The organism is Mycobacterium sp. E2238 (assembly GCF_001672665.1).
Lineage (GTDB): Bacteria > Actinomycetota > Actinomycetes > Mycobacteriales > Mycobacteriaceae > Mycobacterium.
In genome coordinates, this window is record NZ_LZKF01000104.1 from 1 (window position 1) to 16,033 (window position 16,033).

Here is a 16,033-nt window from a genome sequence, read left to right on the forward strand (position 1 = left end):
GCTCCGGGGTGTCGGCGCGGTTCGCGATCGCCGCGGCCGAAACCGTGGCGGCAGCCGCCCGGCACCGCGGCGCGGTGCTTGGCGAGACCGATCCGGTGGCCCGCGTGGTCGACCTCGGCACCGTGATCGACGTCCTGCGCGGCAAGCTGGAATTCGAGTCCGGTGAGGAAGGCCGCGAACAGGCCGTGCTCGAACACCTGCTGCGCCGCGCGACGGCCGACACCGCGCCGCGGTGCCGGGCGGCTGCCGCCACGGTTTCGGCCGCGGCGATCGCGAACCGCGCCGACACCCCGGAGCGTTGGTCGACGGAGTTGGACTCCCGCAGGTACCGGGCGAACCGGGCGATCACCTGCATCAGGTAGTCGGGCACCTGCGCGGACAGGTGCGCCTCCTGCACGATGACGCCAACCTCCGCCTCGAGCTCCAGCGGGTAGTGGGTGCGGATCTCCGCACCGAACCGGTCTTTGAGCGGGGTGATGATGCGGCCGCGGTTGGTGTAGTCCTCGGGGTTGGCGCTGGCGACCACCAACACGTCCAGCGGCAGGCGCAGCGTGTAGCCGCGGACCTGAATGTCGCGCTCCTCCATCACGTTGAGCATCGACACCTGGATGCGCTCGGCGAGGTCGGGAAGCTCGTTGACCGCGACGATCCCGCGGTGTGCGCGGGGGATCAGGCCGTAGGCAATGGTTTCCGGGTCCCCGAGGCTGCGACCCTCGGCAACCTTGATCGGGTCGATGTCGCCGACCAGGTCCGCGACGCTGGTGTCGGGCGTCGCCAGCTTCTCGGTGTAGCGCTCGCTGCGGTGCTTCCATTCGATCGGCAGGTCGTCGCCCAGAGTGGCGGCCTTGCGGATCGACTCCGGCGTGATCGGCGAGTAGGGATGCTCGCCCAGTTCCGCGCCGGCGATCACCGGCGTCCACTCGTCGAGCAGCCCGGTCAGCGCGCGCAGCAGCCGGGTCTTGCCCTGGCCACGTTCGCCGAGGAGCACGAAGTCATGCCCGGCGATGAGCGCCCGCTCCAGTTGGGGCAGGACGGTGTCCTCGAAACCCAGGATCCCCGGCCAGACAGCTTCACCTTCCGCGCCGTCGGCGAGCCGCGTCAGCAGGTTTTCCCGAATTTCCTGTTTGACTCCCCGTTCACGATGGCCGGCGGCACGCAGCTCGCCGACGGTGCGGGGCAGATTGCTGGGTGATGGCACCACTCCACGCTACGCGTTGCCCACTGGCCCCACGCGCTGAGCGTTCAGTGAGCGAAGTGGCGGGCCCCGGTGAGGTACAAGGTGACGCCGGCGCTGGCCGCCGCCGCGGTCACCTCGTCGTCACGCACCGACCCGCCCGGGTGCACGATCGCTTTCACCCCGGCGGCGGTCAGCGTCTCGAGTCCGTCGGGGAACGGAAAGAACGCGTCCGAGGCCGCGACCGCGCCGCGAACTCGATCGCCGCCTCGTTCGACGGCCAGCCGGGCCGCGTCCACCCGGTTCACCTGCCCCATCCCGACGCCGATGGTCGCGCCGCCGCCGGCGATCACGATGGCGTTCGACTTGACCGCCCGGCACGCCCGCCACGCGAAGACCAGATCGGTCAGCGTGGCCGGATCGGCCGGTGATCCCGTCGCCAGAGTCCAGTTCGCCGGGTTGTCACCGTGCGCGTCGAGCTCGTCACGTTGCTGCACCAGCAGCCCACCGCTGATCGGCCGCAGCTCGATGCCGCCGGTCAGCGGCTCGGAGGCCACCAGCACCCGGATGTTCTTCTTGCGCGTCAAGGCTTCCAAAGCCTCCGGCGCGTAGGCCGGCGCGATGATGACCTCGGTGAAGATGGTGCTCACATACTCGGCCATCTCGACGCTGACTTCGGTGTTGGCCGCGATGACGCCGCCGAAGGCGCTCAGCGGATCGCATTCGTGGGCTTTGCGGTGCGCGTCGGCCACCGATTCCGACGAGATGGCGATCCCACAGGGGTTGGCGTGCTTGATGATTGCGACGCAGGTCTGTTCGTGGTCGAAGGCGGCCCGCCAGGCCGCGTCCGCGTCGGTGAAGTTGTTGTACGACATCTCTTTTCCGTGCAGCTGCTCGGCTTGCGCCAACCCCGGCCAGGCGGCGGGGTCGCTGTAGAGCGCCGCCTGCTGGTGCGGGTTCTCGCCATAACGCAGCATCGTCGAGCGGCTCCAGCTGCGCCCCAGCCACTTGGGGAACGCCGTCGGCGGGTGCTCGGGCGCCAACGTCGACTCCATCCAGCCCGCGACGGCGATGTCGTATTCGGCGGTGTGCTGAAACGCCAGCGCCGCCAGCTTTTTGCGCTCGGCGAGGGTAAAGCCGCCGTGCCGCACCGCGGCGAGCACGCCGTCATAGCCGCGCGGATCGGTGATCACCGCCACGCTGGGATGGTTTTTCGCGGCCGCGCGGACCATCGACGGCCCCCCGATGTCGATCTGCTCGACGCATTCGTCGATGCTGGCGCCAGAGTCGACGGTCTCGCTGAACGGGTAGAGGTTGACGACGACGAGTTCGAAGGCGGCGACGCCGAGTTCCTCGAGCGCGGCGGCGTGCTCGGGTTTGCGGAGATCGGCCAGCAGGCCGGCATGCACCCGCGGATGCAACGTCTTGACCCGCCCGTCGAGCACCTCGGGAAAGCCGGTCAGCTCCTCCACCCGCGTGACCGGGATCCCTTTTTCGGCAATGGTCTTCGCCGTCGACCCGGTCGAGACGATCTCGACGCCCGCGTCGGCCAGCCCGCGGGCGAGTTCGACGAGCCCGGTCTTGTCGTAGACGCTGATCAACGCGCGCCGGATCGGCCTTTTCGCCGTCTCCGGCCATTCGTCGGTGGTCATCGCTTGGTCGCCTTTCGTCCGATCGTCGCTGTTCTTCCGACCAGGGTCAGGCCACCGGTCGCGATCTCGGCCACCACGTCCACCAGGAGCTTCCGTTCGGTGACCTTGATGCGTTCATGCAGGGACTCTTCGCTGTCACCGTCGAGCACCGGCACGGATTGCTGCGCCAGGATCGGCCCGGTGTCCGTTCCGGCATCCACCAGGTGCACCGTACAACCTGTGACCTTGACGCCGTAGGCCAACGCGTCGGCCACGCCGTGCGCGCCCGGAAACGCCGGCAACAAAGCGGGGTGGGTATTGATGATCCGGCCGTAGAAGCGCGAGAGGAACTGGGGCCCAAGTATTTTCATGAACCCCGCCGACACCACCAGATCGGGCGCGTGCGCGGCGGTGGCTTCGGTGACGGCCGCATCCCAGGCGGCGCGGTCGGGGTGATCGCCCAGCCGGGCGGTGAACGTCGGCAGCGATGCCCTCGCGGCGATCTCGGTGGCTAGACACTCGCGATCGGCACCGACCGCGACCACGCGGGCGGGGTAGTCGCCGACGGCGGCGTCGAGCAGCGAACTCAGCAGCGACCCGGTGCCCGATGCCAGTACCACCACTCGCGCCGGCGCACTTGGGGGCACATGGAGCGGTTCGGCCACAAGCAGAGAGCCTAGTGGGAGCTACTCGCCGGGCTCGCGGTCGGTCGCGGTCGGCTGCGCGTCGTCGGGGGGCGGGGTGGGGTCGTCGCCCACCGCCTCGGCGTCGTCGCCGACCAGCGCGTCGGGCGCGGCGAACTCGTCGGGATCGGCGGAATCCGGCGGCGGTTCGTCGTCCGCCTCGTCGAAAGCCCCGGCAAAGTCCGCCGGTTCTTCGGCCGCGGCGGGCGCGGGCTTGGGTCGCCGGGGCCGGGCCCGGACGCCGCCGCTCATCACCAGGGTGATTCCGCCGACGACCGAGAACCAGAAGAACACCCCGATGAGCAAGGCGCCCTGGTCGACGCCCACATCACCGAAGTTTCCCAGCCGGCCGCTGCCGCCGTATGCGAGCAGGGACATCGCCAACGCCCCCGCGACGGAGGCGACCAGAAGCTTGGCCGTCGCGGGAATCAGCGGGAGCGCACGGCGAGCGCACTGCTGCCCGACCGCCACCCCGGAGGACGCGCCGATGATGAGCAGGGCAACCCACACCGGGCCGAGCGGCGGGTGGGGGGCCGCGGCCAGGATCGGCAGGGCCGGAATGTCGCCGCCGAAGACGGTGAACGAACTGAACGTCGCGAAGCCGAGGTGGGCGCTGGACCCGACCGCCATCGCCGAGGTGCCGACGATGACGTTGGGCGCGTACAACATCGACAGCACCGTGAGGCTGAACTGCCCGAATATCGAATCGGTGATCCCGTAGAGGTCTTGCATCGTCGCCCAATGCACCACCAGCGACGCCGCCGTGACCAAGCCCGAAAGCCCGAGCAACGCCAGCACACCGGCCGACGCGGCGCGCAGGGCATCGGCCAGCCAAAACGGCAGCGACGACGCCGCCAACGCCCTTCGCCCCACCCGGGACCCCACACCGATCGCGGCGCCGACGGTGTGCACGACGAGGACGCTGGTGAACGCGCGCAGGGCGCTGGGCGTCTGCAGCTCGGTGATCACCGACGAGGCGTCGTGGATGACGGCCAGGGCGATCGCCGCGATCAGCAAGGGACCGCCCAGCGCCGACGCGACCACCCAGCGGACGACCAACCAGGAGGAATACGGAGAGGTCGCCCGCGCCGTGCTGCGCGCGGTCGCCCAGATCATGAGCAGCACCGGCAGCAGCGGCATCACGCCCAGTTCGCGGCCGCCGATCGAGATCGGCACCTGGTGCACGCCCAGCCACATGCTGGCGATCGCGCCCAGCGCGCCGGTCATGTCGCTGTTGGCGATCAACAACTGCAGCAGCGTGACCGCGGCGATGATGACCAAGGCCACCACCGCCGGGCCGAACGCGACGCGGACGAGGTCGCGCGCCTGGCGAGCGCCCGCTGGCCGGTTGTCCGCGCCTTCCGACACCCTTTTCACTCTTCGGCGTACGTCCCGACTAGGCGCGAGGGCGCACGGTTAGGAGGGTGCTGGACCAGACGGCGACGAGGGCGGCTGCTGCTCCTGGCCGTAGGGCGGCTGGCCCCCGCCCTGGTTGGAGTAGTTGGGCGCCGAGCCCTCGGAGCCCGAGCCGGCCGCGGGCGGCGGGCTGAAGCTGGGGAAACCGGTGGGCGGCGTGGACGGTCCTTGCTGCGCGGCCGCCTGGGGCCCGGATTGCGGCTGGGCACCGAAACCGCCGGTGGGAACCGCGCTTTGGGTCGGGGCCTGGCTGGCGGGGTAGCCGCCGTACTGCGACCCGTATCCGGGGTGCTGCGGCTGCTGCTGGCCGGGCTGGCCGTAGTAGGGCTGCTGGCCGTACTGCCCGTACTGGCCGTATTGGCCGTACTGGGCGTAGGGGTCGTACTTGGGCCGCGGCGCCGGCGCCGTGATGACGCCCGCCTCCAGCAGGACGACCACGACGGCGGCGATCGCCTGGAGCACGCTGCACGCGACCAGGGGCCACATCGCCCAGCCGATCGCGACGCCGGCCGGGAGGTTGATCGTCTCGGTGATGGCCAGCAGCGCACCGAGGACCGCGATGACCGCGACGACTCCGGTGTAGCTCTTGCCCTTGGGCAGCAGGCTCAGCCCCGCGAGCAGCGCGGCCAGCACCGCGACGATCACCGCCGTACCCGCGTCGCCGGCGCGTCCGCCGACGCCCGGGCCGAGGTCGGAGCCGATGGTGAACGTCGGCCCGAAGTTCAGCAGATACACCGCCAGGCCGAGCACGACCACCGCGATGTTCAGGTAGAGCGGGAGCTTGGTCGCGCCGTCGTCGTCCTTGGTGAACGACGGCGTGCCACCTGAGTAGGAGCCCCCGGGTGATGCGGGCTGATATCCGGGGCTACCGGGCGAGTAGGTCATGGCTCCTCCTGTTGCTTCCAGTGCCTTGAAGTGCCTCTGCGGGCGCCACAGTTGCGTCGCGACGCTGTGCTTGCGGGCGCGCCGTTCCATAAACGCCGTGCCCGGCGGTTGCGTTGCGACGCGATCGATCAACCACGCTAGCGCACTTCGGAACGCCGGTGCCGTGGCCACCGGCTTGGACGTCGATCCGTGCCGCCACGGCGGCGGCTTGCTCAGCGCAGGTAGAACACGTTCTAATTCTCTCCATGGATTACGGGCTTGTGCTTTTTACCAGCGACCGTGGCATCTCTCCGGCGTCGGCCGCGAAGCTTGCCGACGAACACGGCTTCACGACCTTCTACGTGCCAGAACACACTCACATCCCGATCAAGCGCGAGGCGGCGCACCCGACGACGGGCGACGCGTCGCTGCCCGACGACCGCTACATGCGGACGCTAGACCCATGGGTAAGCCTGGGCGCGGCGTGCGCCGTCACGTCACGGGTGCGGCTGTCCACCGCGGTGGCGCTGCCCGTCGAACACGACCCGATCACGCTGGCGAAAAGCATTGCCACCCTCGACCATTTGTCTGCCGGACGCGTCAGCCTCGGCGTCGGGTTCGGGTGGAACACCGACGAGCTCGCCGATCACGGCGTGCCGCCCGGGCGGCGCCGCACCATGCTGCGCGAATACATCGAAGCCATGCGGGAGCTGTGGACCAAGGAGGAAGCGGCCTACGACGGCGAGTTCGTCAAGTTCGGGCCCAGCTGGGCGTGGCCCAAGCCCGTGCAGCCGCACATTCCCGTGCTGGTCGGGGCGGCCGGTAACGAGAAGAACTTCAAGTGGATCGCCCGCAGCGCCGACGGCTGGATCACCACCCCGCGCGACTTCGACATCGACGAGCCGGTGAAGTTGCTGCAGGACACCTGGGCGGCTGCCGGCCGCGACGGCGCCCCGCAGATTGTCGCGCTGGACTTCAAGCCGATTCCCGAGAAGCTCGCCAAGTGGGCCGAACTCGGGGTGACCGAGGTGCTGTTCGGCCTCCCGGATCGATCCGAGGACGAGATCGCCGCCTACGTCGAGCGGCTGGCCGGCAAGCTGGCCGCTCTCGTTTAGCTTCGCGATCCGCGAGACATAAACCACGGCGGCCACCTGCGGCGTGTCGCGTGCGTGGTTTATGTGTCGCGGAAGAACCGGGCCGTCACGCCGGCGTGCAGCGGTTGCCGTAGTCGAAGGAGCGCACCCGCACCGAGTGCCCGAGCGGGTCGCCGTCGATGAGCAGCGCGACCAAGTCGTCGTCCTCGGTGGTGGACAGGAACCGGCTGCCGTCGTCGAGCCGGCCGACGATGATCCCGGTCGGGCGGCCGTCGTCGCGCCGCACCGTGTACGTCTCGACGGTGCCGACGCCGTCGGCGTGCTCGGTCACCGGAACGGTCGGCCAGCCGGCGACCTGCGCCTGCGCCTGGGCGCTGCGATCGGGCTTCCACTCCGCCGGAGCGGTGGAGTACACACCGACCGAGTACTTGCTCAGGATGCCGCCGTTGGCGCCCACGAGACCGAATTCACCTGGTGTGCTTCGCATTTGCGCGACGGTCTCGGCTACCGCATGCATCGAGTAATTGTTGCCGGCGCCGCCGAAGAACGGCAGCCCGCCGGTCAGGGTCAGGCCGCGCGGATCGTCGGGCGCGACGCCCATGCCGTCGCAGATGTTGAATACCGGCACCGGAAAGCAGCTGTACAGATCGAAGGTGGCGACATCGTCGATGCCGATGCCGGCCATGGCCAGCGCCTCGCGCACGGCCAACAGGTGCGACGGCGCATGCCCGAGATCGGGTCGCTCGAGCAGCGCCTGTTCCTCCAGATCGGCGTGGCCGTGCAGATAGACCCAGTTCTCCTCGGGCACTCCGAGGCGGCGCGCCGCCTCGACCGACATCAGTAGCGCGGCAGCGCCCTGGTTCACCTGGTCGCGGGCGACCATCAGCCGTGGGTAGGGCTCCGCGATCATCCGGTTGCGCTCGGTCACGGTGATCAGCTCATCGACCGTGCGTTCTACCGGTGCGGCGGCGAACGGATTGCTGGCCGCGATCTTCGTGAACGGCGCGAGCAGCTCGCCCATCCGCCGCCGGTATTCGACCGGTCCGAGCCCCGTCCCGGCGCGCCGGGCGTTTTCCAGCAACGCGTACTGGATCGGCGCGCTGGTCAGGCCGTGGCTGACGGTGTAGCGCGAGACCAGCTTCTCGATGCCCTGCCCGCGGTCCTCCAGATCACCGTCGACCGTCTCGGTGAAGTCGGGCTTGGCTTCGGCTTTGGCGAAGTAGCGCAACGTCGAGGTGGCGTCCGATCCGAACACCATCGCGACCTGAGAGCGGCCGGCCGCGATCTCCCCCGCTAGCTCGCTGATCAGGTGCTGCGGCCCCTGTCCCCCAACGATTTCGAGGATCGCGCGGGCGGGCGAAGCGCCGATGCGGTTGGCCACGGACCGGGGGTAGTTGTTGGACCGCCCGAGCGGGGCGTTGATAAAGCCCGAAATCTCGAACTGCCGGACGCCGGCCACGGTGTCGATGGCCGCGGCGACATCCTCGCCACCGCAGTCGTCGACGGCGGCCCGGGCCGCCGCGGCGGCCAGCTCGACCGGCGACATCGCGCGATAGTTCGGGTCGTCGACGCGTTCGGCGGCCTGCCCCACACCGACGACGACGGGGGTGTTCGGGTCGAGATTCATAGACCAACTATCTACCGCAGGTCCGTCTCCCGACCTAATCGGGGGGCCTCGCAGCTTGCGCCGCGATCGCGGACTACAGGCTCTGCAGGATCTCCCTGGCCAGCGCCGCGGTCTCCGACGGCGTCTTGCCCACCTTGACGCCGGCCGCCTCCAAGGCCTCCTTCTTGGCGGCCGCGGTGCCCGACGAGCCGGACACGATGGCGCCCGCGTGGCCCATCGTCTTGCCTTCGGGCGCAGTGAACCCCGCGACGTAGCCGACGACCGGCTTGGAGACGTTGGCCTTGATGTAGTCGGCCGCGCGCTCCTCCGCGTCGCCACCGATCTCACCGATCATCACGATGACCTTGGTGTCGGGGTCCTTCTCGAAGGCCTCGATGGCGTCGATGTGGGTGGTGCCGATGACCGGGTCCCCGCCGATGCCGATCGAGGTGGAGAACCCGAAATCGCGCAGCTCGTACATCATTTGGTAGGTCAGCGTGCCGGACTTGGACACCAGCCCGACGGGCCCGGGGCCGCTGATGTTCGCGGGGGTGATGCCGGCCAGCGCCTCGCCCGGGGTGATGATCCCCGGACAGTTCGGCCCGATGATGCGCGTCTTGTGACCCTTGTCCAGGTTGTAGGCCCACGCGTATGCGGTGTCCTGCACCGGAATTCCCTCGGTGATGACGACCAGCAGCGGGATCTCGGCGTCGATGGCCTCGATGATCGCGTCCTTGGCGAATTTCGGCGGCACGAAGACGACGGACACGTTGGCGCCGGTCTCCTTGATCGCTTCCGCGACCGTGCCGAACACCGGGAGCTCGACGTCCTTGCCGACGGGGTCGACGTGCGAGACGGTGGTGCCCGCCTTGCGGGCGTTCACCCCGCCCACCACCTGGGTGCCGGCCTTGAGCATGAGTGCGGTGTGCTTGGTGCCCTCGCCGCCGGTGATGCCCTGGACGATGACTTTGGAGTCCTTATTCAGGAAGATCGACATTGCTTGGCTCCCTTACTTGTTCGCCAGCTCGGCGGCTTTGTCGGCGCCGGCGTCCATGGTCTCGGCCTGGATCACCAGCGGGTGGTTGGCTTGGGCCAAGATGCGGCGGCCCTCGTCGACGTTGTTGCCGTCGAGCCGCACGACGAGCGGCTTGTTCGCCTCGTCACCGAGCATGTTCAGGGCCGTCACGATTCCGTTGGCGACTGCGTCGCACGAGGTGATGCCCCCGAACACGTTCACGAAGACGCTCTTGACCTGCTTATCGTTCAGGATGACGTCCAGCCCCGCGGCCATCACCTCGGCCGACGCGCCACCGCCGATGTCCAGGAAGTTGGCCGGCTTGACGCCGTTGTGCTTCTCGCCCGCGTACGCGACGACGTCGAGCGTGGACATCACCAGCCCGGCGCCGTTACCGATGATGCCGACCTCGCCGTCCAGCTTCACGTAGTTGAGGTCGTGCTCCTTGGCCTTCAGCTCCAGCGGGTCGGTGGAGGCGCGGTCTTCGAATTCCGCGTGCTCGGGGTGGCGGAAGTCGGCATTCGCGTCGAGCGTGATCTTGCCGTCCAGCGCCAGAATTTGGTCTTTCGGGTCGCGCACCAGCGGGTTGACCTCGACCAGCGTGGCGTCCTCGGCGACGAAGAGCTCCCACAGCTTGTTGATGGTCACCGCGGCCGCGTCGAGCACCTCGGCCGGCAAGTGGCCCTGCTCGGCGATGGAACGCGCGGTCTCCAGGTCGACCCCGTCGACGGCGTCCACCGGAACCTTGGCCAGCCGCTCGGGCTTGGTGGCGGCGACCTCCTCGATTTCCATGCCGCCCTCGACCGAGCACATGGCCAGGTAGGTCCGGTTGGCCCGATCCAGCAGGAAGGAGATGTAGTACTCCTCGGCGATGTCGCTGGCCTCGGCGACCAGCAGCTTCTTGACGACGTGACCCTTGATGTCGAGGCCGAGGATGTTCTTGGCGTGTTCGTAGGCGTCCTCGGGCGTCGCCGCGTATTTGACGCCACCGGCCTTGCCGCGGCCACCGACCTTCACCTGCGCCTTGACCATCACCGGGCGGCCGATTTCGGTGGCGATCTCCCGAGCGCCCTCGGCGGTGTCGGTCACCCGCCCCGGCGTAGTCGGTACGTTGTGCTTGGCGAACAATTCTTTTGCTTGATACTCGAAAAGGTCCATGGACTCTCTGTCTTCGCTCGACTCAACTACTAGGCCTCTTGATGGGCGGTGCCGCGTTCGGCAACTCGCACGGACGAACTGTATCGACCCTCCTACCGGCCTTAACCGGCGCGTCCGGCGATGTGGCACAGCTCACGGGATCCCGGCGTACCCGGTTCGTGACCCAAATCACAATTTCACTTGGATTGCGCGACGAGGTTGCCAGCTCCGCACGTCAGCGGATACCGTCCTAGGGTCCAGATAACGGTATGGTCACGATACGAGGACATTTCAGCTTGCCCCAGCATCGTTTGGCTCCTTCTACTGCTGAAACAGCAGGTGTGGTGCGGGTTGGTCGCGCGGCCGGCGGCCGAGGGATTGAGCCCCATCGCAACGAAGTCACCGAGATCCTCCCGCTCGACGGCTTCGACTTCGACGATCTGGATTGGCGCGACGACGCCAAAGACCTCGGCGACCTTGACTACAGCAACGACTCGACCTTCGACAACGAAGCCCAGGTCTTGCTGGCCCCCGAACTCGACGACCTGAACGACGCCGACGACCCGGCCCCGCTGTGGCTGGACGCCCCGGTCACCGAGGTGCTACCGCGGGTGGTCGTCAGGTCCGCAGCCGAGCTCCGCGTCGGTCGCGCGCACGACGTCGTCGGTGTCGCACGACGCGGCGGGCAGCATCGCAAGGAACCGACCAGCGCCGCCCGGGGCCGCCTGCTGATCTCGGCGATGGCCGCCGGCGCGGCCGCCGCGGCGGCCCACACCGCCACCAGCCATGCCGACACCCCCAAGACCGAGGCCGTGCTGACCGCGAACGCGTCGGCGCTCACCGGCGGATCGGGTGGCGCCAACACCGTTCGCGGCCCCCAGGTGGTCGCGCTCGAGCCGGCGGCGACCGCGGCCCTGCACAACCAGGAGTTCGCCAAGGGCGTCGCCTACGCCAACGATCGCGCCCAGCGCGAGGCGCGACTGCAGCAGCCGCTCTACGTGATGCCGACGAAGGGCATCTTCACCTCGAACTTCGGTTACCGCTGGGGGGTGCTGCATGCCGGCATCGACCTGGCCAACTCGATCGGCACACCGATCTACGCGGTGTCCGACGGTGTCGTCATCGACTCCGGGCCGGCCGCCGGCTATGGGGCGTTGGTCAAGCTCCGCCACGCCGACGGCACGGTCACGCTCTACGGCCACGTCAACACGACGCTGGTCAGCGTCGGCCAGCGCGTGATGGCCGGCGACCAGATCGCCACCATGGGCAACCGCGGTAATTCCACCGGCCCGCACCTGCATTTCGAGGTGCTCCAGGGCGGCACCGAACGGATCGACCCCGTTCCGTGGCTGGCTAAGCGGGGTCTTATGGTCGGTAACTACGCTGGTTGAGGTGACCGCGCCGAATCAACCATCTCCCGGTCCGCAGCCGCACGAGTCCACGTCGCCGTCGGACTCCAAGACGCGGATCATCCGCCGCGCACCCACTGGACCGGTCCCCATCGCACCGGAGTCCCCGACCAGCCTCATCGCTCCGCAGCCACCGCCCTACCCGGGCGCCGCTCGCGCGGGACGCCCGGCCACGTTGGGTGAGTCGAGCGGCCGGACGGCCGTCGCGGCCTGCGCTGTCAGCATCATCAGTGGGTGGGCCACGTCGGTGGTGGCGACCGACCTGATCGCAGGCTGGTGGCGGACCGACCGCTTGTTTTGCATCGCCGTCGCGTTTCTGACCCTGGTGTTCGCCATAACCACCGTTTCCGGCGTGGTCATGTTGCTGCAGCGCCGGCCTTTTGGGCGCTACCTCATCGTGGTCGGGGCCGTCGTCGCGGTGCTGACCTACCTTGGTGTGTTCATCGCCGGTGCGCGCGTCGCGTGGATAGTGCACCTGCTGCCGCTGCTGCCGATCGCCAGCGTGGTGCTGGCGATGCACCCGCGAACCAAACGCTGGCTGGACGCCTGACCCGCGCCGAAGCGGGTGCCGGCCCGGCGGCCAACCAGTAGGCGGCTTTCACATCCGATATCACCAGCGATATCAAAATCCCGAGTCGCCTAATGATCCGCAGCCGCCACGCGGTCAGAGCTTGCTGATCGGGGCGTGGTTGTGCATCAGCTTTACCCGTCCGGCGCTGCCGAAGTCGATGAGAGACATGGCCGACTCGCCGACGCCGGAGACCTCTTCGACGCGGCCGAGCCCGTACTTGTCGTGAGTCACCCGGTCGCCGGGCTCGAGCACCAGCAACGGGCGCTTTCCCGCGCCCGAGCGGGTCGGGGCCGCGCGCGGCGCACCGAACCGGCCGGCGCCGCTCACCGGCGCGCTGAACGACGGGGTCGGCGCGGTGCGCCGCCACTCGATGAGTTCCTGCGGAATCTCCCGCAGGAAGCGCGATTCCGGGTTGAGCATCGGCTGCCCCCAGGAGGACCGGACGATGGCCCTGCTGAGATACAGCCGCTGCCGGGCGCGGGTGATGCCGACGTAGGCCAGGCGCCGCTCTTCGGACAGTTCCATCGGGTCGTCCAGCGCCCGCATGTGCGGGAACATGCCGTCCTCCCAACCGGTGACGAACACCACCGGGAACTCCAGCCCCTTCGCGGTGTGCAGCGTCATCAAAGTGACCATGCCGGCGTCGTTCTCGGGGATCTCGTCGCTGTCGGAAACCAGCGAGACGCGCTCCAGGAATTCCGCGAGCACGCCGGTGTCCGGCACGTCTTCGTCCTCCGGGGCCTGCAGCGACTCGCCCAGCGCGGCGGCGTTTGCCCGGTCGGTGCTGAATTCGTGTGCCACACTGACGAGTTCGTTGAGGTTGTCCAAACGAGCCAGATCCTGCGGATCGGTGGAGGATTCCAGCTCACGCCGGTATCCGGTACGTTCGAGCACCGACTCGACCAGGTCGCCGAGGTCCTCGTCGAGCCGGCCCCTGAGCTCGTCGAGCAGCTCGACGAAACCGGCGATCGCCTTCTCCGCGCGCGAATTGAGCATCGGCACTTTGCCGTCGGCCGCGGCCACCAGCGCGTCGGCGAAACTCGCGCCGGTGTTCTCCGCGTACACCGCGACGCACGCCTCGGCCCGGTCCCCGATGCCCCGGCGCGGGGTGTTGAGGATGCGCCGCATGCTGACCGCGTCGCCGGGGTTGTCCAGCACCCGCAGATACGCGACGATGTCACGAATCTCTTTGCGCTCGTAAAACCGCACTCCCCCAACGACTTTGTAGGGGATGCCCGCGCGGATGAACACCTCTTCGAACGACCGCGACGAGTTGTTGGTGCGATAGAACACGGCCACGTCGTTATAGGTGATCTCACCACGGTCGGCGAGCGCGTCGATCTCCTCGGCCACAAACCGGGCCTCGTCATGCTCGTTGTCCGCGACGTAGCCGACGATCAATTCGCCGGCGCCGGCGTCGGTCCACAGCCGTTTGTCCCTGCGCCCGGAGTTGCGCGCGATCACCGAGTTGGCCGCCGACAAGATGTTCTGCGTGGAGCGGTAATTCTGTTCCAGCAGAATGGTTATCGCGTCCGGGTAGTCACGCTCGAAGTCCTCGATGTTGCGGATGGTGGCGCCGCGGAACGCATAGATCGACTGATCGGCGTCACCCACCACGCACAATTCGGCCGGCGGCACATCGTCGGGCGACCCCGTGGCGTCATGACCGACCAATTCCCGCACCAGCACGTATTGCGCATGGTTGGTGTCCTGATACTCGTCGACCAGGACATGCCGGAACCGCCTCCGGTAGTGCTGGGCGATCTGCGGGAAGGCCCGCAGCACCGCGACGGTCTCGCCGATCAGGTCGTCGAAGTCCAGGGCGTTGGCCGCGCGCAGCCGCCGCTGGTATTCGCCGTACACGGACGCCACCGTGCGCGTCAGGTCGTCGGAGTCGTCCGTCAGTTTCGCCACCGCCTCCGCGGGGTCGATCAGCTCGTTCTTCAGGTTGGAGATGGCGTTGGCCAGCAGCCGCGGCGAGTAGCGCTTGATGTCGAGCCCCATGTCGCGCCCGATCATCTGCAGCAGGCGGCGGGAATCGTCGGCGTCGTAGATCGAGAAGTTGGAATTGAGGCCTTCGATCAGCGACGCCTGGTTGCGCAGGATCCGCACACACGTCGAGTGGAAGGTGGACACCCACATGGCGCGGGCCCGGTTGCCGACCAGCCGCACCACCCGTTCGCGCATCTCGGCCGCGGCCTTATTGGTGAAGGTGATGGCCAGGATCTGGCCGACGCCCACGCCGCGCGCCGCGATCAGATAGGCGATGCGGCGCGTCAACACCGCGGTCTTGCCGGAGCCGGCCCCCGCCACGATCAGCAGCGGCGAGCCCTCGTGCACCACCGCCTGGCGCTGTTGCGGGTTGAGGCCTTCGAGCAACTGATCTGCTTCGGAGGCCAGGTTGGCATCGGCTGCGTACACACTCATGTTGGTCCAAACTTACCGCCGCCCACCGACGCAACGCGCCAAGGCGTGACACCAGGCTAGTGCCCCGGCCGTCCTCCGCCGGGCAAAAACGGGGCGGCGAAACGCGTGTTTCGCAAACAAAACGCGGCCCGATTTCAAATGGGGACTAATTAGACTCGAGTATAAAAGTCACGCATAATCAGCGCCCGAGTTTCCGTCGTCGTCAATCTCGCACAATCTTCCATAACACCCAATTTCACGCCGTGTTAATGGATTCCGTACCGGTAAGCAAACCCGGCCCGAACGTCGCCGCCACCGAACACCGGGCAGTCCCCCATGCGGACGTCGACTGAGTAATAGCCAGCTCACGAACGCCTTTTTGCGCGAGAACCGATTTTAGTGGCACACTCGTTTGGTGCTCAACGCGCAGTGCCGTCGGCGGCCTCGCACCCCCAACTGCCGCCGATTTTTCTACGGGTACCGGTTAGCGGTCCCCGTGGTCTAGCTGCTTTCGTCAGAGCCCCGTGGTCCGCTTCCTCAAGACCGGGGCTCGTCTCTTTTGTGAGGCCCGAAACCGGATGAGACCACAACCCCCCCATCCCGAGAATGCGGAGTCAGCAGAGATGAAGGTTGAGACGGTGGAAACCCCACAGACGGCCGCCGCCGAAGAGTTGAGTATCGACGATTTGCGCCGTGAGATCGACCGGCTGGACGCCGAGATCCTGGCCGCGGTGAAGCGGCGCACCGAGGTGTCTCAGGCGATCGGCAAGGTCCGGATGGCATCCGGCGGCACGCGCCTCGTGCACAGCCGCGAGATGAAGGTGATCGAGCGCTACAGCGAGCTCGGTCCCGACGGCAAGGACCTGGCGATCCTGTTGCTGAGGTTGGGCAGGGGCCGGCTCGGTCACTGAGGACGCCAGTCACGGCCCGCAGCGCCCGGCTTCGCCGCGCTTGCGACCGTCAGGGCCCGATGGTGACGGCCCGCAGCGCCCGGCTGCGCCGCGCTTGCGACCGTCACGCCTGGCTG

13 protein-coding genes are annotated in these 16,033 nt (G+C 68.2%); 4 read left to right on the forward strand and 9 right to left on the reverse strand.

The window, feature by feature from the left end:
* The 5 genes from A5711_RS08495 to A5711_RS08515 form a co-directional block, all read right to left on the reverse strand.
* The coding region (locus A5711_RS08495; protein ID WP_231971987.1) for a sigma 54-interacting transcriptional regulator at window positions 1-1,201 on the reverse strand (1,201 nt) is incomplete at its 3' end.
* A 41-nt stretch (window positions 1,202-1,242) separates the two neighbouring features.
* Window positions 1,243-2,826 (reverse strand): bifunctional phosphoribosylaminoimidazolecarboxamide formyltransferase/IMP cyclohydrolase, encoded by a 1,584-nt coding sequence (purH, locus tag A5711_RS08500; RefSeq protein WP_067945423.1) that lies wholly within the window; start codon window positions 2,824-2,826, stop codon window positions 1,243-1,245.
* Window positions 2,823-3,470, reverse strand: a complete 648-nt coding sequence (gene purN / locus A5711_RS08505) for a phosphoribosylglycinamide formyltransferase (protein ID WP_067945425.1) — start codon at window positions 3,468-3,470, stop codon at window positions 2,823-2,825. The genes purH and purN overlap by 4 nt, the downstream gene beginning before the upstream one ends.
* A gap of 21 nt (window positions 3,471-3,491) precedes the next feature.
* Window positions 3,492-4,865 carry a DUF6350 family protein gene (locus tag A5711_RS08510; protein ID WP_082975683.1) on the reverse strand — a complete coding sequence of 458 codons (1,374 nt, stop codon included), beginning with the start codon at window positions 4,863-4,865 and terminating at the stop codon, window positions 3,492-3,494.
* A gap of 39 nt (window positions 4,866-4,904) precedes the next feature.
* Window positions 4,905-5,789 (reverse strand): DUF5336 domain-containing protein, encoded by an 885-nt coding sequence (locus A5711_RS08515; protein WP_067945491.1) that lies wholly within the window; start codon window positions 5,787-5,789, stop codon window positions 4,905-4,907.
* Between the two features lie 245 nt (window positions 5,790-6,034).
* On the opposite strand from A5711_RS08515, the gene A5711_RS08520 reads away from it, so the two are divergent.
* Entirely contained in the window at window positions 6,035-6,883 is an 849-nt protein-coding gene (locus A5711_RS08520; protein WP_067945429.1) for an LLM class F420-dependent oxidoreductase, read from the forward strand.
* A gap of 85 nt (window positions 6,884-6,968) precedes the next feature.
* Here the strand turns inward: A5711_RS08520 and A5711_RS08525 are convergent, their stop codons facing one another.
* The 3 genes from A5711_RS08525 to sucC form a co-directional block, all read right to left on the reverse strand.
* Window positions 6,969-8,489 (reverse strand): acetyl-CoA acetyltransferase, encoded by a 1,521-nt coding sequence (locus A5711_RS08525; RefSeq protein WP_067945431.1) that lies wholly within the window; start codon window positions 8,487-8,489, stop codon window positions 6,969-6,971.
* A 73-nt stretch (window positions 8,490-8,562) separates the two neighbouring features.
* Complete coding sequence (gene sucD, locus A5711_RS08530) at window positions 8,563-9,465, reverse strand: succinate--CoA ligase subunit alpha (RefSeq protein WP_067200182.1); 903 nt, start codon at window positions 9,463-9,465, stop codon at window positions 8,563-8,565.
* Window positions 9,466-9,477: 12 nt separating this feature from the next.
* Window positions 9,478-10,641 carry an ADP-forming succinate--CoA ligase subunit beta gene (gene sucC, locus A5711_RS08535; RefSeq protein ID WP_067945433.1) on the reverse strand — a complete coding sequence of 388 codons (1,164 nt, stop codon included), beginning with the start codon at window positions 10,639-10,641 and terminating at the stop codon, window positions 9,478-9,480.
* Between the two features lie 323 nt (window positions 10,642-10,964).
* On the opposite strand from sucC, the gene A5711_RS08540 reads away from it, so the two are divergent.
* A complete protein-coding gene (locus A5711_RS08540; protein WP_067945493.1) occupies window positions 10,965-12,011 on the forward strand; it encodes a M23 family metallopeptidase in 1,047 nt (348 codons plus the stop codon).
* Between the two features lies 1 nt (window position 12,012).
* Complete coding sequence (locus A5711_RS08545) at window positions 12,013-12,579, forward strand: hypothetical protein (protein ID WP_067945435.1); 567 nt, start codon at window positions 12,013-12,015, stop codon at window positions 12,577-12,579.
* A gap of 114 nt (window positions 12,580-12,693) precedes the next feature.
* Here A5711_RS08545 and pcrA read toward each other — a convergent pair whose 3' ends face one another.
* On the reverse strand, window positions 12,694-15,027 hold the full coding sequence (pcrA, locus tag A5711_RS08550) for a DNA helicase PcrA (protein ID WP_067945437.1): 2,334 nt from the start codon (window positions 15,025-15,027) through the stop codon (window positions 12,694-12,696).
* A 557-nt stretch (window positions 15,028-15,584) separates the two neighbouring features.
* On the opposite strand from pcrA, the gene A5711_RS08555 reads away from it, so the two are divergent.
* On the forward strand, window positions 15,585-15,917 hold the full coding sequence (locus A5711_RS08555; protein ID WP_082953264.1) for a chorismate mutase: 333 nt from the start codon (window positions 15,585-15,587) through the stop codon (window positions 15,915-15,917).
* Window positions 15,918-16,033 lie beyond the last annotated feature (116 nt).

Excerpts from the sequence above, each read along its gene's own strand:
- A5711_RS08555 (WP_082953264.1), top strand. The coding sequence starts at position 15,585 with ATGAGACCACAACCCCCCCATCCCGAGAATGCGGAGTCAGCAGAGATG.
- A5711_RS08520 (WP_067945429.1), top strand. The coding sequence starts at position 6,035 with ATGGATTACGGGCTTGTGCTTTTTACCAGCGACCGTGGCATCTCTCCG.
- sucC (WP_067945433.1), bottom strand. The coding sequence starts at position 10,641 with ATGGACCTTTTCGAGTATCAAGCAAAAGAATTGTTCGCCAAGCACAAC.
- pcrA (WP_067945437.1), bottom strand. The coding sequence starts at position 15,027 with ATGAGTGTGTACGCAGCCGATGCCAACCTGGCCTCCGAAGCAGATCAG.
- A5711_RS08525 (WP_067945431.1), bottom strand. The coding sequence starts at position 8,489 with ATGAATCTCGACCCGAACACCCCCGTCGTCGTCGGTGTGGGGCAGGCC.
- sucD (WP_067200182.1), bottom strand. The coding sequence starts at position 9,465 with ATGTCGATCTTCCTGAATAAGGACTCCAAAGTCATCGTCCAGGGCATC.
- purH (WP_067945423.1), bottom strand. The coding sequence starts at position 2,826 with ATGACCACCGACGAATGGCCGGAGACGGCGAAAAGGCCGATCCGGCGC.
- A5711_RS08515 (WP_067945491.1), bottom strand. The coding sequence starts at position 5,789 with ATGACCTACTCGCCCGGTAGCCCCGGATATCAGCCCGCATCACCCGGG.